General features: G+C 40.0%; 18 protein-coding genes. 5 read left to right on the top strand and 13 right to left on the bottom strand.

The annotated features are described in order from the left end of the window. Positions 1 to 161 precede the first annotated feature (161 nt). On the bottom strand, positions 162 to 1,298 hold the full coding sequence (locus MSBR3_RS12070) for a DUF1786 domain-containing protein (RefSeq protein WP_048108409.1): 1,137 nt from the start codon (positions 1,296 to 1,298) through the stop codon (positions 162 to 164). Positions 1,299 to 1,481: 183 nt separating this feature from the next. After that, positions 1,482 to 3,461, bottom strand: coding sequence for an amylo-alpha-1,6-glucosidase (locus MSBR3_RS12065; RefSeq protein ID WP_048108408.1), 1,980 nt, complete (start codon positions 3,459 to 3,461; stop codon positions 1,482 to 1,484). Between the two features lie 272 nt (positions 3,462 to 3,733). Between MSBR3_RS12065 and MSBR3_RS12060 the strand changes: the two genes are divergently transcribed. Further along, a complete protein-coding gene (locus MSBR3_RS12060) occupies positions 3,734 to 4,273 on the top strand; it encodes a MogA/MoaB family molybdenum cofactor biosynthesis protein (RefSeq protein WP_048108407.1) in 540 nt (179 codons plus the stop codon). A 123-nt stretch (positions 4,274 to 4,396) separates the two neighbouring features. Here the strand turns inward: MSBR3_RS12060 and MSBR3_RS12055 are convergent, their stop codons facing one another. Genes MSBR3_RS12055 through feoB form a run of 3 tightly spaced genes read right to left on the bottom strand, consistent with a single transcriptional unit; the run spans position 4,397 to position 6,956 of the window. Beyond that, positions 4,397 to 4,648: a FeoA family protein gene (locus MSBR3_RS12055; protein ID WP_080942291.1), complete on the bottom strand. Its 252-nt coding sequence runs from the start codon at positions 4,646 to 4,648 to the stop codon at positions 4,397 to 4,399. Beyond that, entirely contained in the window at positions 4,642 to 4,809 is a 168-nt protein-coding gene (locus MSBR3_RS20680) for a toprim domain-containing protein (protein ID WP_170943328.1), read from the bottom strand. Before MSBR3_RS20680 ends, MSBR3_RS12055 begins: the two co-directional genes overlap by 7 nt. After that, positions 4,806 to 6,956: a ferrous iron transport protein B gene (gene feoB, locus MSBR3_RS12050; RefSeq protein WP_052723395.1), complete on the bottom strand. Its 2,151-nt coding sequence runs from the start codon at positions 6,954 to 6,956 to the stop codon at positions 4,806 to 4,808. Before feoB ends, MSBR3_RS20680 begins: the two co-directional genes overlap by 4 nt. 666 nt (positions 6,957 to 7,622) lie before the next feature. On the opposite strand from feoB, the gene MSBR3_RS12045 reads away from it, so the two are divergent. Further along, on the top strand, positions 7,623 to 8,174 hold the full coding sequence (locus MSBR3_RS12045) for a cupin domain-containing protein (RefSeq protein ID WP_230627429.1): 552 nt from the start codon (positions 7,623 to 7,625) through the stop codon (positions 8,172 to 8,174). 296 nt (positions 8,175 to 8,470) lie between these two features. On the opposite strand, the gene MSBR3_RS12040 is transcribed toward MSBR3_RS12045, so the two are convergent. Beyond that, the gene (locus MSBR3_RS12040; protein ID WP_048108406.1) at positions 8,471 to 9,256 is read right to left on the bottom strand and encodes a helix-turn-helix transcriptional regulator; all 786 of its coding nucleotides are present in this window, start codon (positions 9,254 to 9,256) and stop codon (positions 8,471 to 8,473) included. A 1,093-nt stretch (positions 9,257 to 10,349) separates the two neighbouring features. Between MSBR3_RS12040 and MSBR3_RS12035 the strand changes: the two genes are divergently transcribed. Beyond that, on the top strand, positions 10,350 to 10,610 hold the full coding sequence (locus MSBR3_RS12035) for a YhbY family RNA-binding protein (protein WP_048108405.1): 261 nt from the start codon (positions 10,350 to 10,352) through the stop codon (positions 10,608 to 10,610). A gap of 508 nt (positions 10,611 to 11,118) precedes the next feature. Further along, the gene (gene alaS / locus MSBR3_RS12030; protein ID WP_048110442.1) at positions 11,119 to 13,890 is read left to right on the top strand and encodes an alanine--tRNA ligase; all 2,772 of its coding nucleotides are present in this window, start codon (positions 11,119 to 11,121) and stop codon (positions 13,888 to 13,890) included. A gap of 40 nt (positions 13,891 to 13,930) precedes the next feature. Here alaS and MSBR3_RS21485 read toward each other — a convergent pair whose 3' ends face one another. The 3 genes from MSBR3_RS21485 to MSBR3_RS12020 form a co-directional block, all read right to left on the bottom strand. Beyond that, positions 13,931 to 14,065, bottom strand: coding sequence for a hypothetical protein (locus MSBR3_RS21485; protein WP_268989082.1), 135 nt, complete (start codon positions 14,063 to 14,065; stop codon positions 13,931 to 13,933). Further along, complete coding sequence (locus tag MSBR3_RS12025; RefSeq protein ID WP_080942290.1) at positions 14,062 to 15,141, bottom strand: class I SAM-dependent methyltransferase; 1,080 nt, start codon at positions 15,139 to 15,141, stop codon at positions 14,062 to 14,064. The genes MSBR3_RS21485 and MSBR3_RS12025 overlap by 4 nt, the downstream gene beginning before the upstream one ends. A gap of 233 nt (positions 15,142 to 15,374) precedes the next feature. Further along, positions 15,375 to 15,857 carry a hydrolase gene (locus MSBR3_RS12020; RefSeq protein WP_048108401.1) on the bottom strand — a complete coding sequence of 161 codons (483 nt, stop codon included), beginning with the start codon at positions 15,855 to 15,857 and terminating at the stop codon, positions 15,375 to 15,377. A 274-nt stretch (positions 15,858 to 16,131) separates the two neighbouring features. On the opposite strand from MSBR3_RS12020, the gene MSBR3_RS12015 reads away from it, so the two are divergent. Next, positions 16,132 to 16,581, top strand: a complete 450-nt coding sequence (locus MSBR3_RS12015) for a hypothetical protein (RefSeq protein WP_052723394.1) — start codon at positions 16,132 to 16,134, stop codon at positions 16,579 to 16,581. Between the two features lie 191 nt (positions 16,582 to 16,772). On the opposite strand, the gene MSBR3_RS12010 is transcribed toward MSBR3_RS12015, so the two are convergent. The 4 genes from MSBR3_RS12010 to MSBR3_RS11995 all read right to left on the bottom strand — a co-directional run bounded on the left by MSBR3_RS12010 (position 16,773) and on the right by MSBR3_RS11995 (position 19,728). Next, positions 16,773 to 17,339 carry a plasmid pRiA4b ORF-3 family protein gene (locus tag MSBR3_RS12010; RefSeq protein ID WP_048108399.1) on the bottom strand — a complete coding sequence of 189 codons (567 nt, stop codon included), beginning with the start codon at positions 17,337 to 17,339 and terminating at the stop codon, positions 16,773 to 16,775. A 480-nt stretch (positions 17,340 to 17,819) separates the two neighbouring features. After that, positions 17,820 to 18,443, bottom strand: coding sequence for a class I SAM-dependent methyltransferase (locus MSBR3_RS12005; RefSeq protein WP_052723393.1), 624 nt, complete (start codon positions 18,441 to 18,443; stop codon positions 17,820 to 17,822). Between the two features lie 397 nt (positions 18,444 to 18,840). Further along, positions 18,841 to 19,224 (bottom strand): UPF0228 family protein, encoded by a 384-nt coding sequence (locus MSBR3_RS18990; protein ID WP_052723392.1) that lies wholly within the window; start codon positions 19,222 to 19,224, stop codon positions 18,841 to 18,843. 36 nt (positions 19,225 to 19,260) lie between these two features. Next, positions 19,261 to 19,728 carry a C39 family peptidase gene (locus MSBR3_RS11995; RefSeq protein ID WP_052723391.1) on the bottom strand — a complete coding sequence of 156 codons (468 nt, stop codon included), beginning with the start codon at positions 19,726 to 19,728 and terminating at the stop codon, positions 19,261 to 19,263. Positions 19,729 to 19,740: the final 12 nt, after the last annotated feature.

Here is a 19,740-nt window from a genome sequence, read left to right as displayed (position 1 = left end):
GATACCTGCCTGTATTTACATTTATCTGTAAACCTGTCCTGTGGACTTCTTGCAGGCAGCTACTGTATTTTCCCGTCTCCCTGATAGGGATTCGGAATTAGATTTCTATAACCCCTGAAAATTTGTATATTCTGGGCTTAAGCGACTTACTCCCTAAGTACTTAGTGGTTTATAAGGTTTATTGATGGTTCAGGGTACTTCTCCAGAAATCCTGCAAGAAGCCCAAAACATCCTGAAAGCATCATGCTCCCGAAAGGCGCAGCAAAATGCAGTTTATTTGATATCTCTTCTCGAATTTCGGATTCCGAAGCCTTCTCAAGCTTTTCTCTTTTTGGGCCCGTAACAAGTATAGATCTAACCTGCTCAAAGCTAATTTGTTCAAAACCCGGAGCTTCCCTTCTATATGCACCATGCCCTCCGTCTTCGAAAACTTCGTCAAAACCAAGTTTTCCATCGGCAAGCCTTATAATGTAGTCCTGGAGTTTTTCAGGACTCATGAGGGAAGTATGGTGCTCAAAAACGGCCATGATCCTGTTTTCGTTCACAAGCGCTCCCAGAGTATGCCCATTTCCTATATTAACCACAACAGAAGGCTGTACAGCCGCAGGATCAGTAAGCGCTCCAAAAATTGCTGCCGGCCCGGTATCCATGAAAACTGCCCTGTTTTTCCGGTCCCCTGTAGCTTTGAGAAGAGAATCTGCCTGGGCTTTCATTCGGGTAAAAGCCTCAGGAATTTCCTCGGGCCTGTAAACGAAGTTCTCAAGTTCTCCTCCTTTTTCAATGAGTTCTCGAAGGAGTTCAAAACGGTATATCCTGTTGCTCTTCTCAGGAGCATTTCCGTGGTCCTGTACTGCCACGGCATAGTTTGTAGGCATCTGAACCTCAAAGGCTGAAAGTGCAGCCGAAGTTGATTCAGGATCGAAGTCCTGCATAACAATTTCCTGTACATTCTCTTCAGATGCAAGTTTTTTTGCTTCCTCTTCGGAGACAATTTGAATTCCGAATGACTTTACTTTTTCAATATTATCATTGATAGTCAAAGCAGCTTTTTCAGTAGCATATACCCGAAAACCTGCCTTTAGATGAGTCCTGATAGCAAATGTTGAGGGGCCTCCTCCCATTATGTTTCCGGTAAAAACTATTGTTTTTCCCTTTTTGGTAGCTTTCCGTACCTTTTTCGCAATTATCTGGGTAGGAGCAGGCATGACCATAAGCAGGCTATTTTCCACTTCTTTTTCTGAATTGAAGTACAGAATATCCTGAGTACCCGTTCCTACATCCACTGCAAGTATAAGCATAAACGTGCATTGGTTAGTAAGATATTAAAACATAGGCAAGCAAGTGGAAGTAAGCAGGGCATTGGAGAGCGGAACCCTATATGAAATTTGCCAGAATACTGAATTAGTTAGGAATACTAAAAGAGTGTTTTCACGGTTTTTTGATTATCAAAAGTAAAGACTATATACACAAGCACTCCGTTTTCAAGGTTTGATCCCAAGTACATCCTCTACATATGCCCTTAAAATTTCTGCAACGCTCCAGGCCTGGGCGATACATCCGCCTGGAGAGTGAGGGTAGTCACCGTCAAACACTTCAGAAATGGAGCCAATACCTGCTATTCCAAGCTGCATATCAAAACCTTTGAGTAGAGCCCGCATATTCTCAAGACTATCTTCCGAATAATTATTGACTTTCCTGTAAGCTTTCACATAAGCTCCAAGAAGCCAGGGCCAAACGGTTCCGTTATGGTAGGCTGCGTCTCTGGTTAAGGCATCTCCGTGATACTGTCCTTTATATAAGGAGTTATCTGTCGAAAGACTTCTAAGTCCAAAAGGTGTCAAAAGGTCTTTTTCAACTCTGTCCACAATCGCTTTTTCCTTCTCAGGAGAAAGCATAGTATAAGGTAGGGATACGGCAAAGATCTGATTAGGTCGGATTGCAGGGTCTTTAATCTCGTTTCCTGTTTCATCCTTATATACCAGGTCAAAGAGACAGTTAGTTTCCGGATTCCAGAAAGTTTTCTCAAAACTCGAGACAACACCACTTGCAAGAGTTTCGTATGGAGAAATTTCTTCGCCGAGAAGAGTGCCAAGGTAAGAAGCAGTTTTCAGGGCATTGTACCAGAGAGCATTTATCTCACAGGCTTTACCTGCTCTTGGGGTCACTGCCCATTCTCCGACTTTAGCGTCCATCCAGGTTAGCTGGGATCCCTGACGGATGAGATAGTCTGAATCCATGCCGATTCCAAAATCCGTGCCTGTAAAATAATGATCTATAATGTTAACTACTGTGTCCCAGATATCCGAGAGGAAGAGAAAATCGTTTGTATAAGCGAAATAGCGGCTAAGGGCATGAATAAACCAGAGAGAAGCGTCCACTGTATTGTAAATTGGCTCTCCTCCGAAAGCCGGGAAAGTGTTAGGGATTAAGCCTCTCCTACAGTACCTGGCAAAGTAATCGAGAACTGTTCTTGCTTCCTCAAAACGGTAAGGAACTAAAAGCAGTCCAGGCAAAGTAATCATGGTGTCCCTTCCCCAGTCAGAATACCAGTGATACCCGGCAATTATAGTATCTTCACCTGAAATATGGCTTCTCACTACGAAAGTATCAGTTGCCCTGATAAGTTTAAGAGCAAAAGGATCAATAAGTTTCGAATCAAGAACAAGAAGGTTCTGCCGATTTGCTTCCCTGGTACGGAGTTTATCAATTTGCTTGAGAGTCAGAGAAGAAATATTTTCTGTTGAAGCAGCAACAAAAAAACGGAAATTTCCTAATCCTAGCTTGCCTTCAAAATAACCCGGACTGAAGTTATCTTCCTCAGAGTTAAGCCCCCGTTCTTTCTCAGTGTCATACTCTAAGTTATAGTACCATGTGGGATCAGGATGATACCGGAGATCGGATGAAAGCGAGAAAGTAAAACCGTTAGAACTTGCCAGCTCTGCTCCACCAGGAGTAGCTTCCTGGGTAAATGAAAGGTATGCTGCGCGAGCAGTGAGATTAAAGTCTCTTGAACTTACCAGAGGAAAGATTCTTAGTAAAGCTTCCTCTTTTCTGGATTCTATATCGTAGAGGACACAGGTTGTATTACTGTTGCGAATCATAAAGACTGTTTTCTTTAAGGTTAAATCGCCGACATGATAAACCCAGGTAGGAAATGGATTTTGAGAAAACTCTGAAAGATAAGTAAAACCTGTAGGAGAAATAGTCCCCGGATATCTATGAGTTGCAAGTTTATAAGTGTCTTCGTCGGTAGAAATTTCCTCATCAAGGGAAGAAAGTATCAAATGTCTCCCTGGATAGTTCTCCGGAGCTGCCACAAGCAGTCCGTGATAAGTCCTTGTTCTTGCGTTAATTAACGTAGAGGAAGCAAAACCTCCAAGCCCGTTTCCTATAATCCATTCCTTTTTTATTCCTTCATCGTATGTCGAAAGAAAATCTGTCCCAAACCTGAACCCACTCATGTATACTTAATTTGAGTCGAGTTATTAAATAGCTGTGTGTTTGAAAAAAAGCAATGCGTTGCTGTAAACAATCAATTAATCTTTATATACTTGTGAATTCCATATTTTTTGCTATTTTGGGTAGTAATTCTATACTTTTTGCTATTTTGGATAGTAATTCTATAGTTTTTGTTATTTTATAGTTATAGTCATTCTTTTAATTGCTGCAACCAAAATACTTTATATCCCCTTGAAGTTTCATTGTTTAGCCTCATGACAATAAGGTGGTTTTCATGAAAGAGTCCACACCGGAAATTCACAAAAAAGAAGCAAAAAAATCCTTTTCTTTTGCCTTAATCACAATTTCGACTTCAAGATACGAAAAATACGGAAATCCTGCTTCACCTGAGGAAGCTGAAGACCTTTCAGGAAAAGCCATGAAAGATCTTCTCGAAGCGGCAGGCCATAAAGTTTCTTTCTACAGGCTGGTTTCCGACGAAAAAACCTCGATTACCGATGCTGTTCTTGCTGCTCTTGACAGCTCAGCAGATATTATTATTACTAGCGGAGGCACAGGACTTGCACCAAAGGATATTACAATCGAGTCTGTAACCCCTCTTTTTGAAAAAGAAATCTCAGGTTTCGGCGAACTTTTCAGGTACAAAAGCATTGAAGATATAGGAACGTCTGTAATCCTTACCAGGGCTGTAGCAGGCGTGATTAAAGGAAAAGCGGTGTTTTGCCTGCCTGGGTCGCCAAACGCTGTGAAACTGGCGCTTTCTGAAATTATAATTCCTGAGGCCGGGCATATTGTAAGGCATGTGAGGGAATAAGTTTCTCTCTTTGCCTGCCTGTTTCTTAGACTATTTTTTCATGCGAGTAAGTGAGCTCTGCCTAATTGGTTTCTTAATTTATTCCTTTTTATAGCCCCCCACGTTCCTTCATTAGCAAGTTAGTCAACAACTGACATAAATATGGTTCGCAATTTCCCTATCAACAGCATATCTGGTCTGGTCTACCTCGAAAAGATATGAGGGAGACTTTCTGAGTAGGGTAATAGGCATGCCTGGAAGGATACCCATAGCCATTAATTTTTGTAAAATTCCCGGATTCTTCGTTTCAAGGTGGTCAATTTTTCCGGTGTTTCTGGGTTCCATTGCGCAGAGAGTTGTAGTTTTCATGGGTAAATGTGAGTTTCCGGTTACCATTTGAATAACTTCCTTATGGATTGAATTATCTTTGCTTCTTTTACAAGTTCATATCCGCAGTTAGGACAGCATTGCTTGTTGCAGCTGTGGAGTTTCCCGCAGCCGGTACACTTTTTTTCATCAGCTTTCTCAAACTCGTTTCCGCAGAGTGGACATTTCACAGGCTCACCCCCAGAGCCTTCAGTATGGTGTTTACAATGAAACCTGTAAGAAATGCAAATGGGAATATAAAGCCTGAAATTGCAAGGGCTGTCTTAAAACCCCTTTCTTTTATTGTCATCATGAACTGAGCTATACAGGGCATGAAAAGGGTAAGAGTAATGGCTGCAACTACGAGCTGCACACCTGTCAGTAATCCGGAATCATGCATTCCATAAAGTCCGGCTGCCCCGAAATCTCTCCTGAAAAAGCCGAAAAGGAAGATATCAGCTGCATCAGGAGGCAGGCCTATCCAGACTGTCGGGTATTCTATGATTTTCAGGGCAAGAGCAAAAAGGCCGGTTAGCCTGCCTATCCAGATCAGGACACTTGCCAGTACAAATAGGGGCAGAACTTCAAGGAAATACCAGTGCATTCTGGAGTAAGTTTTAACCAGTATATTCGAAAGCTTTGGTTTCCTGAGAGGGGGCATTTCAAGTATGAAGGTAGGAGCTTCTCCTGGCAGGACTCTGGAAGCCAGAAAACCTATCAGGACGAACTCCAGTAATATTACTATAAACCAGATAAGAAGGCTCTCGGGATTTCCCGAAAGGATTGAAAGAATAATACCTAGCTGTGCCGAACAGGGAATTGCAAGAGCCAGCAGGACATTTGCAATAAGCCTTTCCCTCTTTGTTTCAAGGGTACGGGTAACCATCGTAGCCATCGTGGAACAGCCAAATCCGAGTACCATTGGGATTACTGCCCTCCCGCTGAGCCCTATTTTCTTAAACATGCTATCCAGGAGCAGTCCCAGCCTTGGAAGATATCCGGTATCTTCAATAATTGAAAACACAAGGAAAAATGCTCCCACTATCGGAAGTATAAGGGCAATTGCATATGTTACAGCCTGGGTAAAAATCCCGTATTCTCCTACAAAAAGGTCCTGAAGAGCCGGATAGGGTACAAGCGATATAAACTTTGCAGTTACAAAGGGGTTTATGTATCCTCCGAAAACCGTATTTTCCAGATAGTCAACAACGGTTCCCGCTGCAAATACGCCTACGAACAGATAGAGTCCGAAGTACAGGATTAAAAACAACGCAGGTATCCCAAGTACAGGGTGAATGAGAATACTGTCGATTTTCTCGGAAAAATCGAGATTGCTGTTCTGCGTTTTACTTCCTTTCTTTCCAGTATCGTCTTGTGCTCTTATTTTTCCGTTTTTCCCACTACTTTTGTTCTTGCTTTTCTCAGGGATCTCCATTACCTGTTCTACTATTCCGTTTACATGTTCCTGGCGCTTCAGAGTGAATAGATAGGAAAGAGGGACTTCAGTTATCTTTGAGGCAGCTTTCGCAAGTTTCCTGATTTCTTCAGAGTTTTTTTCATGGCTTTCATCCCAATATCCTGGTGTTTTTTCAGCTCTGCGCAGGTATTCAAAAGCTGTCCTGTCTTCCTGGAGCATCAGGAGTGAGATTGCTCTTCTTGAGATTCCGGTTGAGATTTCGGCGTCTTCTGAAGGTTCAAGAAGACCTTCAACTGCTTCGATACATGGTTCAATTTCCGAGCCGTAGTCAAGTTTTTGCCTGAACTTTTGCGCATTGTTTTCCAGGGTAAACTCTGAAATTGCAGCTTTAAGCTCTTCTATCCCTTTTTCTTCGCTTGAAATGGTTCCTATAACCGGAATTCCCAGGGAACGGCTGAGCTCAGGTATATTGATTTCAATTCCCCTTTCTTCAGCCTCATCCATCATATTCAGGACAAGGATGAGAGGAAGCTCGGCTTCAAGTAGCTGAAGGGTGAAAGAAAGCATGCGTCTGAGGTTTCGGGCATCTACAACATGGAGGTAAACCGAAGCCTTTTCCTCAAAGAGCAGAAGCTGAGAGACCCTTTCTTCTTCACTTACAGGGAGCAGGGAATACATCCCTGGTGTGTCAATGATTTCATATTCCCTTTCTCCAATCCTTGCTTTTCCATGAGTGATTTCAACTGAGGTTCCCGGATAATTGGAAACCAGGGTATAACTTCCGGAGAGGGCATTAAAAAGGCTGCTTTTTCCCACGTTAGGGTTTCCTATCAGTATAATTTTCGGAAGCCCTTTTCCTGGAGTGCATCTTGTTTTTCCGCAGCAGCATTCTTTTTCAGGACAGGTAACTGGCAGTTTCATACTTTTACTCTTATTTTTAGGCAAACCTAATTATCGATTTGCGCTATTTAGGCATGCCTAATATTTAAGGTTACTGCAAGTGACAAAATTTTCTCCAAATTCATTGCATATATAAATTTTATATAGTCTCCAATCAAAAAATCTTTTAACCTGAACCTTTAGTTCAAGTTTCAGTTTGTAATCTCACTCCAGAATGAATTTTCAGCCTTACTATGTAAAATTTTCAAGGCTTTTTTAGAGGACAGTAATCTTGATTTTTCTCGGTTAATCAAACATTTTATGAGCTTAGGCTCCAAACTTAGTAACCCAGTCAAAATGCGATATTTTTGAAGAGGAAATATTGTGAAATATATAATTCTTATATCTATTTTGGAAAACTTGAGTAGAAAAAATCAATTTTGTAATTTTTATTTTAATTTTTTTCTCTATTTATATTTCTGTTAATATTATATTTTATAAATTTAATTCTTTTATTGCATGTACTTGAAATTGCCTTTGTTGGTATGTTCTATGATATAAAACGAAGATAGAATGTACGTTATTAGAACCTTCACCAAAGTACATTGGACGATTTGTTGATAAAACGAATATATTTGCCAACATGGGTGAACTGAAAAACTAACATCTGCAAAATTGGTTCGTTGAAATGGATTGGGGGAGTCGGTAATGAGTCTTAAAAATACACTGGGTATTTTGCTGGCAGTTTGTTTTTTACTGTCAATTGCCGCAGTGGCAGTAAATTCCAAAGAAGCGCCCTGTACGGCTGGTAAGGAAACATATAAGACTGCAGAGAAGACAAAAAACAAAATGAAAGGATTTTCTATTAATATCGAAAATGCTACTTTGGAAAATAACAATTTCCGCAAGGTGCTCTATACTGCAAAGTATAGCCAGCTGGTACTTATGAGCCTCAAGCCCGGAGAAGAAATCGGGATGGAAGTGCATGAGGGAAATGACCAGTTTTTCCGCTTTGAGGAAGGACAGGGGAAATGCATAATTAACGGTAACGAATATGAAGTAGGTAACGGGTCTGCGGTGGTTGTGCCTGCCGGTGCTCAGCACAATGTCATTAACACTCTGGAAACAGGTTCTCTAAAATTCTATGTGATCTATTCGCCACCTGTTCACAAGGATCAAACCACGCACGCCACGAAGGAAGAAGCAGAGGCAAATCCAGATACATTTGACGGTGTAACTACGGAATGTAACCAAGGATAAGATCATGAGAAGTAGGAATAAACGCTTTATGAAAATAAAGCGTTTTTCTTTTCTATATTCTCAAATGAAGGTTTGAGTTTCTTCGAAACCGTTGTTAGCAATAACGATGACTGCAGTTGGTTTTGTATCCCAATGTTTTGACTTTATTCTAAGGAACTCGTACGAGAGATTCAAAAGTCAATTTTTGATTTTTGATTTAGGCTCAGGTCTTTATCTCAATAGTCTTTACCTCAATGGTTCAGGAATTAATAATTTATCACTCAGTAATCTGCGGGTCTATATATTGCTATTTTATTTCATTTTATTTCCCTGCTCATATCTCTGTAGTATTCGAACAGTTCTTGTCCCCATTTTATTGCCTGTGGTTCGAAACTTATCACATATTGACGGTCAAACCTCCCGCTTTCGTTAAACAATCCCATAGTCATTATATTGTTAGCGGTAGCAATGAGCGCTGGAATTTCCACTCTTTTTTTTTCCAGAATATAAAGACTTGAATTTTCCATTTTGAGAAATTCTTTCCCTTCTTCTTTGAAATCTTCTACAAGCCGTAAGTATACTGCTTCACTCAAAACAAGGGAAATTTCAATACCTTTTTTTGCAAGGTTGAGTACAAAAGCAGGAAGTTGAGGATGGAAATAAGAGTAAAGCATGTGGGTATAGGTTGACTTTGAAAGGTTTTTCAAAAGTTCCGGGTTCAGATCAAAAGTATGACTGAGGTCAGGTTCTATGAGGCGATAATCTCCAAGCTCATTTATTCTATTTACAAGATAGGGTGGTATAGGAGCAAGCTTTCTATCGGCCCAATATTCTTCATTTTTCTCAAATACTGATAGAGTCTCAACCAGTGGCTGCATTTTTTCGACAACAATTTCCCCTATCTCACTGAGCCGATATGTTCCTTCTTCATGTATTACCAACTCCTCCTCTTTTAACTTCTTTATTTGCGGAAGAAGAGCCGTCCTCGGCACCTGAAGCTTTTCAAGTGCCTCTTCAATACTTTTGGGGCCTTCTTTCAGGAGCAGAAGAAAATCTTTTCTCTTCTCTGAAAACAGGATAAGATCAAGCAAATTGGAACTCATTTTATAGTCTCCATCCTGAACTTATGAAAAAAGGTTTTGTTCATCGGTTCTGTTTTTTATTGTTCGCTTTCCGTTGTCCGCTTTTTAAGCTCTTTATGGAGCCAAACTGCTAATAAAGGTATCGAAATTATTTGAAAACTTCGTCCTATTTCTTCCCTAATTGGGAAAATAGTCATTATTTAACGAATTTACAGACGAAAATTCTCCTACAATCCTTATTTTCTTTTTATCTTCTTCTTGTGAGTCCAGAATGAGTTGATAAACTCAATTAAGTTAAAAAGAACAAACGCAGAATCCTGAGCAAACTTTACTAGTTTATACCTGGCTTATACCTAACTTTATACATGGCTTATACCTAACTTATAACTGGCTTATACCTAACTTATAACTGGCTTATACCTAACTTATAACTGGCTTATACCTAACTTATAACTGGCTTATACCTAACTTATACCTAACTTTATACCTGGCTTATACCTAACTTATACCTAATTACACATAATTTATTGCTTATACCCGTTTGAAAGGTTATATTACGATCAGTTTTCATAGAATTTAACCTGTTATATGTGTCAATGTGAAACCCAAATTACTGCCTGTATTAAAATTCGAAGCTTAATTCGTTCTTATTATAAATCCAGAAGTTCATCTGCTTGCTTTTCGGTTTTCTAGGAAACGTTGATATAGAAGATAATGAGAAAAGGGAGAAACCTGGAGGAATGGTAAATAACTCCAGGTAAGTTGCGTGTAGCTCCCAAGTAAGTGGTAATTAGTTTCCAGAGACTCATAATGTTCCATTTATTGATCGTATAATTTTTTCGTAATAAATATAATAAAATATGAGTATAATAAGACATGGAATATAATAAGATGCAAAATATAATTAAATGTAAAATATACTACAATATGAAATATAATAAATTGTAATATATAATAATTTATAAAATAATAAGTTGTAAAATACAGTAAAGTGTAAACTATAATAAGGTATAAAATATAATAAGATCTAAAATATAATAAGATCTAAAATATAATAATATAAATATTTCATCATTGGCGGAATTAATTTTACAAATTAGTATGAGGAAGGGCAATGGAGAAAGAAAAGTTGTACAGGTTGAAAGCTGAAGCAAATCAGCTTTCTCCTATTCTTAATGTCGGAAAGAATGGGATAACGGACTCTTTGGTTGAAGAACTGAATAAGCATATAAAAGCTAACAGGCTTGTGAAGGTAAGGGTATTGAAAAGTGCTGAAGAAGGAAAAGATTTAAAGGCTATCGCAGAGGAAATTGCTACAGCTACGAGATCCACTGTGATAGAGGTACGTGGAAGGACAGTGGTTCTATACAGGTAAGAACTCTATGCAGGTAAGAGTTAAGATGCAGGAATTATCTTTTTTCTAATCCGATTTTTGACGAGCTTTCGAATACAAAGCCTGTCTTTTACTTAATTAAGAATAATCTCCTGCCTTTTAAAATGAGGAACAAAGTTTTTCAGTAGAATCTATGTAATAGGTTAAAGTCTATAAGTATGAAGTTGCTTTAATATAGACTTATTATATATTTCGCCATGTTAGTAAGTTATTTATGCTGCAAAAGCAACATCCAGTTGCAAATTATTCACACATAATTTACATATTATAGATGTTTCATTATTTCAGACCAGTCTCCCTATAATTTATATAAATGTTGACGAACGAATAAACCGAATTACGTATAAGAATTCAAAATTCCATAAAAACTTCATAATATGTGCACTTTAAGTGCCCGGAAGTTTCTTAAAACGGTTGAGTTGGGGTATTTCCCCTTTTGTTTCCAGATAGACCAGGGCAGAGCAAAACCCAACCCTCCGGAGAGATTGTTATGCTTGAAGATGAATATCAACTTGAATTTTTCAAAAATAACGGGTTCGTCCGGAAGCAGTGCCAGTCATGTGGCAAATTCTTCTGGACACGTGACCCTGACAGAAAGACATGCGGAGATGCGCCCTGTGATCCTTATACCTTTATAGGAAACCCAGTTTTTTCCAGGGAATTTGATATCTCCCAGATGCGTGAGTATTACCTCTCCTTCTTTGAGGAAAGAGGGCACACAAGGATCAACCGTTATCCTGTAGTTGCCCGCTGGAGGGATGACCTTTATCTTACAATTGCATCCATTGCAGACTTTCAGCCTTTCGTAACCTCAGGACAGGTTCCCCCACCTGCAAACCCCCTCACGATTTCCCAGCCCTGCATTCGACTGAACGACCTGGATTCGGTGGGCAGGAGCGGACGCCATCTTACAACCTTTGAAATGATGGCACATCACGCCTTCAATAAAAGAGATCATGAAATTTACTGGAAGGAACACACCCTGGAACTCTGTGATGAACTCCTTAGTTCACTTAAGTTAGATCCCTTTGCTGTAAGTTACAAGGAAGAACCCTGGGCAGGCGGAGGAAATGCAGGGCCCTGTGTCGAGGTTCTTGTGAACGGGCTTGAGCTTGCTACCCTTGTTTTCATGGACCTGAAAGCTGACAAAAAAGGTGACATTCTCATTAAAGGTGAGACCTATTCGAAGATGGATAACTATATCGTGGATACAGGATACGGACTCGAACGTTTTGTCTGGGCTTCTAAGGGCTCACCTACAATCTATGACGCACTTTTCCCTGGCATAGTGAACGAACTCATGGGTCTTGCAGGACTTGAGCATGAACTGGACAATTCCGAATATGCAAATATTCTGGCCCAGAACGCACGGCTTGCAGGGTTTATGGATGTCAGTGAACAGGCAAACCTTCTGGAACTCAGGAAAAAGGTTGCTTCAAGTATCGGAATGACCGTGGAAAAACTCTCGTCTATAATGGAGCCCGTAGAGAAAGTCTATTCAATTACTGACCATACACGCTGTCTGACTTTCATGCTTGGAGACGGGATTATTCCCTCAAACGTCAAGGCAGGGTACCTTGCAAGGCTTGTCCTCAGGCGGACTTTACGCATGATGGGTGACCTTGATATCCATACTCCGCTTTCCGAGATTATGGATATGCACATACAGAATATGCCGGAGTATCCCGAGTTCAGGGAAAATTTCCCGGTCATACAGGATATCCTGGAATCCGAAGAAGAGAAGTTCCGTAATACAATGGAGAGAGGTCGCAGGATCATTCAGAAATCGGCGTCTCATTTCAAGAAAACCGGAGAAAAAATTCCTTTATCCCAGTTAACTGAACTTTATGATTCCCACGGAATCCCACCCGAGATGGCAAAAGAAGTAGCATCCGAAATCGGAGTGGATGTAGAATTCCCTGACAACTTCTATTCCATTATTGGTGAGCTGCATAACAAGGCTGAAGAAAAGGAAGAAGAAGTCGTTCCGTTTGCAGATAGGCTTAAACACCTTCCGAAGACAAAGCGTAGCTTCTATGATGAACCCACACGCCTGGAATTCGAGGCTGTTGTTCTGGATGTCTTTGACAACAACATAGTACTGGATAACACCTTTTTCTATGCTGAAGGCGGAGGGCAGCCTGCAGATATGGGAACAATCACTACCGGGTATGCGGTATACAGGGTGGTGGACGTCCAGGTCTATGACGGTGTAATAGTACACACCGTAGAGAACTCTGATGGGAATCTTGATGTCCGCAAAGGTGATATTGTCAATGGCAAAGTAGACGAAAGGCGCAGGATGACTCTTGCAAGGCATCACACAGCAACCCATATTGTAAACGATGCAGCCAGAAAAGTCCTTGGAAAACACATCTGGCAGGCCGGTGCCCAGAAGTTTGAGGACCATTCGAGGCTTGACCTTTCGCATTACAAACATATCTCCCCTGAAGAACTGAAACAGATAGAGCTCCTGGCAAACCGCATGGTTATGGAAAATAAGCGTGTTATTACGGAGTGGATGCCAAGGACTGAAGCCGAGCAGGAATACGGCTTTGGGCTCTACCAGGGTGGAGTGCCTCCGGGAGAAAAAATCAGGGTTGTAAAGGTCGGAGACGATGTTGAGGCCTGTGCAGGTACGCACTGCGTCAGTACAGGAGTTGTCGGCCCGATCAAAATCCTGAGGACTGAGAGGATCCAGGATGGAGTTGAAAGGGTTGAGTTTGCAGCAGGAGTTGCAGCCGTACGTGCCATGCAAAAGATAGACTCTCTCCTGACCGATTCCGCAAAGACTCTGAGTGTGCCCCCAGAGCAGCTTCCTGCAAGTGTTGAGCGTTTCTTTGGGGAATGGAAAGACCTCAAGAAAGAAAACGAGAAACTTAAGGAAGAGATTGCTCGTGCCAGGGTTTACAGGCTGCTTGGAGGAGCTTCAGAGGTTGCAGGCCTCAAGGTTATTGCCGAATTCATTCCCGAAGCCGATTCTCTTGAACTCCAGAAGACCGCTACTGAGCTCCTGAAATATGAAGATGTGGTAACTCTTCTGGCAAGTGATGCCGAAGGGGTTAAACTCGTAGCTTCTGCCGGACAAAAAGCCTTAAGCTGTGGAGTCAATGCAGGCAGCCTTGTTCGCGAGATGTCGAAGCTTGTGAGCGGAGGCGGAGGCGGAAAACCTGCTCTTGCTATGGGTGGTGGAACTGATCCTTCAAGAATTCAGGATGCCCTTACCCGTGGGCTTGAACTCGTAAAAGAAGCTTGCAAATAAGCCTAAAAAGTAAGTACAGGTAAGCCTGAAAAAAGGAAGTCTACAGGTAGCCTGAAGATACCGGGTTTTTAATTCCCGGCAATTCCTTCCCTATCTTTTTCTTCCCTATCTTTTTCTTCCCTATCTTTTTCTTTCCTTTCATTTTTTTAATTATTTTCAATTGTTTTTCAATCAATCGTTAAAGATAACTTCGCAAAGGATTGCAGTTCCATCTTTTACAAACAGGTGCACGGTTTTATTCCCTTCGAGGCCTTTTTCAACCGTATTTCGCACTTCCCAGTATTCTTCGGGCTTCACGCCTGCTCTGAGGACAACGCTCCCTATATTCTGGCCTTTCAAGAATTTATTGATCTCTTTTGGTTCAAATGGGCAGACTTTTAGCACCAGATAATGATTTTTGATCATGGACTGCTTTATCAGGGCATCCGATGTCAATAAAAGTCTTTTTTTGTCAACTCTGAAAAGTTCAAAACCTCCCATAAGAGGCCCTGCCATCTGCATCATGGATTCTGCAAGTTCAGGCAACAGTTCGGCTGCAACTACGGACGGTTCTGGCTCATAAGCGCAGAGTTTCATTTTATCAGTTCCCTTTACCTGCGGAAGTCCGTATTTCGGAATCAGCCCTTCGCCTGCAGGCAGAGCCACAGCTATACGGTCATACTGCTTTAGCCCTCCGAAGTAAAGGGTAAGGCGGTTGAGCTGCCCGTCCAGCGAGATGTACTCTTTTTCGCAGTCAAAAAGAATCCGTTCCGGCGGCATCTGGGGCGGAGCTTCAAAGGCAAAATTTCGGGTTTTTTCACCGTAAGCAGCCAGTACATTCGGAATTCCCGGCTCAAGGCTTGAAACGTGCCTTTCGTTTTCTTCGGCCGGCCGGAAAGGATCGGAAAATATCACATCAACAGCCGGGATCTGCTCTGTGACTTTCGGGTCAAGGGCGTCCCCGCAAATGAATTTTACGTTATCAAGTCCGTACATTGCACAGTTCTGTTTTGCATACTCGATTTTTTTGGGGTCTATTTCTACTGCATATACGAGCTCGCACTGCTGGGCAAAAAAGACAGTTTGTCCTCCTATACCGCAGCTAATGTCAGCCAGGACCTTACATCTCAAACGCTGCGCCCTGTAACGGGCAATTGGCTCAGGGGTTGCAAAGCGCAGGCTTTCCTTATCCCCATGCAGGGGCTTCTCAAATTGTTTTCTCCGTGCCACGTCGATCAGGAGTAGTAGATAGGTTATTGGATTTAAAGGCAACTGAAAAAAAGAAGATTGTAGAAACCGTTGCGCCGGTTTATCACGCCTATAGGGTTTGGGGATAAGGTTCTCAAACCTAAATATTGCTAAGGGTTTTGGGTCAATCCTTTTCGCAACAAGGTTGTGATCACGCTTTTACGTCTTTTTCTGTCAGACCTTTTTAAAAAGCTTGTGAAAAAGTTTGTGTGTCAAGATAGGGCTAGCTAACAAGCGCCGGTATTATTACTTTACTTTTATTCTATTTCGGAAATAATCACTACATAATTTTTCCCGTATTTTTCGGCACAGGCCGGACAAGTAGTATACCACATGTACCATTTCTTGACTTCCAGGCTCTGGCTTTTTGCATAGGCTTCAAAGTCCTGGCACCATTCTGCTGTTTTTTCGAAGTCTCCCTCATAGACTTTGCTCAAAAATTTCCCATTCAGTGTTACGTTTTCGGCGCCTTCCACTTCTTTATCAACAGCCAGATAAAGGTCCATATTGCTTTCCGAGGTGTGGTCCGACAAACAGAGCCAGTCCGGCATTTCTGCACCTGCCCTGGCAACTTTCTCGTTCATCCTCATTATTACCTCTCCAAAATTCAGAGGCATGTAAAACTGTGTGGTAACCGAGTCCTTGATGAATCTTTTATTTTTCCATTCAAACAATTTTCCGTCCCAGGGGGCGGGGTCAAATCGAGGACAACATTCCTGAGTTTCGAGTTCAGTGGTCATAATTTTTCACCCTGTTAAGTAATGACTTTTTGGGTTATTTTAGGTTTTGGTTTTAGTTTTACTGGAGAAGTTTTTCTTGACAAAACATAAGAACCAGCAAAAGTAAATACAAAGGAAAATTAATTAAGTGCCCCACAGTTAAATAATTTTACACACGACATTCTGGCAAAGATGATATTCTGTATAATTCAAAAAAATTGCTTTGGATAATTAGTAATTTAATTGTATTTGCATGATATGATCTGTGTATGAATCTTTTATGAAGGAGAAACTTATGATTAGTATTATTTCCGAACCTAAAAATGATGTTTATAGGCGTTTGGTAGACTTGGCTTTTGATTTATGTGATGAATTTATCCTTGTTGTACATAAAAAATACTACTCAGATTTAAACGATAATGCTAAGTTCTTATTAGAAAAGTTAAATGATTATTTAATAGAAATGAAGGAGCAATCGGAATGGGCAGGCACAAAACTGCTTGGACACACTGCATATATTTACCATTACCATACCAGCCCGGAAGCCAGAGAAATAGTCAAAAAGGTTTCAAATTCACTTTACAGTTGGATGTATCCAGATTTACCCGAAGATTTGAGTTTTTATAAGAATGGAAAACCTTGGTTAGTAAATACAGCTCATGAAGAACAGAGTTTTATTTTTAGTGAAGACAAGTCTGAAATAGACAAAATTATGAATATAAAAGGCCTTAAGATAAGGTTATAACATGAACTTCGTCATTATTTGAAGTTGCTGAGGATTATCGCCGAAACTCCTGATATGAAGAAATCGACGTCGCCTGTCTCAGCAAGAAAAAGCTTGGAAAGCTTTTTCAAACTCCTTTAGTTACAAAAAGTTTGAATCTAAATTTTTGCGGCTAGATAGGAATATACTTACCGGCTTCCAACTTTCTCAGATCAAAAAGAAATGTCTTTTGGGTTAAAATACTCCGGGTCGAAATTTTTCCCCAGCCACGCTACTGTTTGTTCGTATTCCTCGTGTTCGGGGTCTTTCAGGATCTCGAGCATCTCTTCATAGCCCAGTATTCCTCCAATGTCCTCAGGGGCTGTTGCTCTTTTTCCTGCAGTGCAGACCGGATATTTCCTTCCTTGTTTTTTCGGAAGGACTTCCTCAAACCGGACTTTTATCTCCCAGTTGTCCCCGAAATCATACCTGTAAAGAGCAAACTTATTTTCCGGAGTGAAGTATTTAGAGAGCTTGGCTTTATTTTCCGGCACAAGTGGGTCACAGAATGTTTCACAATCGTCATCTGCTTCCCCTATTTTGTCAAGCTCCCCGGTTTTTGGGTTTTGTATTTCGAATTCATGCAAATGGTAATCTTCCCAATCCATTACGGCCTGTATAGCTTTATGAAGGTCCAGAAAAGTATAATTTTCCGGCACCTGGATCCGTCGCCAGATTTTAGGGCTGATACCTTTTATTGAAAGCTTTAATTGGTATATCTTTTTAAACGTGTCTTTCATAGAGTTATTCCCCAGAATAAACGTCCGCTAACACCTTTAAATTTCTGTTAACGTCCGCTAACTTCTGCTAATATCCATTAATTTCTCAATATTCATTAATTTTTGCTAATCTTAGATACTATTCAGTACTATTCAACAATTTTCGCGAAATGGACAAAGTCAATGAAGTGTAAATTAATTTCTTTCGTTACAGAAGTAGGGAAAACTCTTGATTGTCTCTAAACATTCATCTATCGATAAATTTCTAAAAATTTCGAATCGATCTTGCAGACGTCTCATGTATGAAAGATTGAAAAAACCTATCTCCCACATATTTCATGTGTGCGAATTTTACGCATTTCAAAAATGGATCTATAATCTGCGGACCTGGTTATGAGTACTTCTAATCAAACCTAACGAATTTTTCCTGTAAATGCTAACTTTAATTTTAATTTAACTTTAATTTAATTTTAATGAAAGAGTTTGTATTACGAAGAGTTTTCAAATCTTTTTTGCGAGATACCCTCTAAACATTGACTTTTCTTTTTTATCAGGTGTTTTATAAACAAAAAATGTAACATACTTTAATATCTCAAAACCACATTTGTTTAACAGTTCGATTATCTGAAAATCATTATGATAGTATATGGAGAGACCTGAACCGATATCCGTATAGCTCAAAAGGCCTTCTTCCGATACCATAACAGTAAAGCTGAAGATACCTCCAATTTTCGTCACGCGATTTGCTTCTTCAAAAAATCTGTCCAGTTTCTCAAAGAAATGGAATACTCCACATACTATTGTATTTTCGAACTTTGCGTCCTCATAGGGCCATCTATCTACTACCAAATCGCACAACTTAAGTTCCGTAGCGAATCCTTTTTTCTTGCATATATCGAGCATCTTTTTCGAGCCATCAATCCCGTATACCTTGAGACCGGCCTTATAAAACAAATATGAACTGAGCCCTGTACCAATACCGACATCAAGGACACTATTCCCAGGAGATAAATATTCATAAGTTAGCCCAAAAAGCACTTCATGCCCATGATATTCTATCAGTACACTCATATTATCGTAGACATTGGCAGACTTGTCATGTACTTCAATGATAGAGGGTTTCACATTTCAGAGATTACTCTATGATATGAAAAAAGTTTCTATACTGTTTTTAGTCTTTTTTAATTTCAATCCTTTTTAATGGTTAGTACGGATTTTCGGCATTTGTGCAGAGTTCAAGTGCAAAAATAATAAAGTTTCAATTCTTTTTAGTGACGTATGCTGTTCTTCAGGGTCGTTTTTCCTTATTCTCAGTAAATGCTCAGATAATCTCAAACTTGCAGGACTTATTCACTTGAGGAACAAGATCAAATAGACAAACACTGTGGATTAAAGGTCACATTTCAAACAGTTAACGGTCCAGTTCTGTTAATTTTTCAGTCCAACTGCGTAGTTCGAAACTGAAAAACCAACATCAAGCAGTTTATTTTTTGCAACAGAACCTTTTTTGCAACGGAGCCCTTTAATATTTAACATAATCAAAGTATACGGACCAAACTTTCTTATTCGTTTCAAGCTTATTTTTTATTATAATTGCATCCTTCTCCGTGATTATAGCACTATTGCCGGATATATCGACAAACTGAATATGACAAAAAATGGGCTTTCCCACCAAATAGTGATCATCTTGAAAACTTGTTGTATTATAGTCTATAGTATAGTTCACAGGCATGTTGCAATTTTCAAGAATGGCTTTAACTTCCGGCTCAGTAGTTCCATTTTTAAAATTGATAATTAAACCGCTTACTTCTGGTTCTTGATACATGGGAAGATGAATAAACACATAAATTACTACAAGAATCAGAAGAACAATAACAACAGCTATTCCCTTTTTGATTTTATTCATATCCTTCACACCTAAAAAATGAAGAGTTAAAACTCTTCACTTCACATATATGCGATCACTTTCAGAACCAAATGCTTCCCAATCAGAATGACCAATCGTCCACAGATTATTGAAACGCAAATAAGAAGTTAGAAGACCATTATATTGGTATCCAACGCAAACTCGATCATGTGTTGCAGTATTACTCTGCAAGGGTCTATTATTGTCAATTTCGTTACGAATATCAGCAAAATACCTAACATCAAACGAGGAAAATGAATTAGGCTTATTTAATCCGTTACTTGATTTATAATAGAGTAATGCACGAGAGTTATCAATTCCGTGAGGAGCTACTCCTTGCATTGTTTTATATATAGAACTTTGGGAAGGACTACTTCCTTTATAGTAAGCAGTAATCATTGCTGCACTTGCTGGCACACAGTATTGTTTCAATCCTTGTTTTAGTGTATCTTGCTCACGAATGATGAGATATGGATTAACAAAGGCCTGCAGAAGAAGTTTCAATCCTTGTTTTAT

The sequence above is a fragment of the Methanosarcina barkeri 3 genome, from assembly GCF_000970305.1.
GTDB lineage: Archaea > Halobacteriota > Methanosarcinia > Methanosarcinales > Methanosarcinaceae > Methanosarcina > Methanosarcina barkeri_A.
Note: the sequence above shows the minus strand (reverse complement) of the source record. Positions and strands in the feature narration are given on the sequence as shown.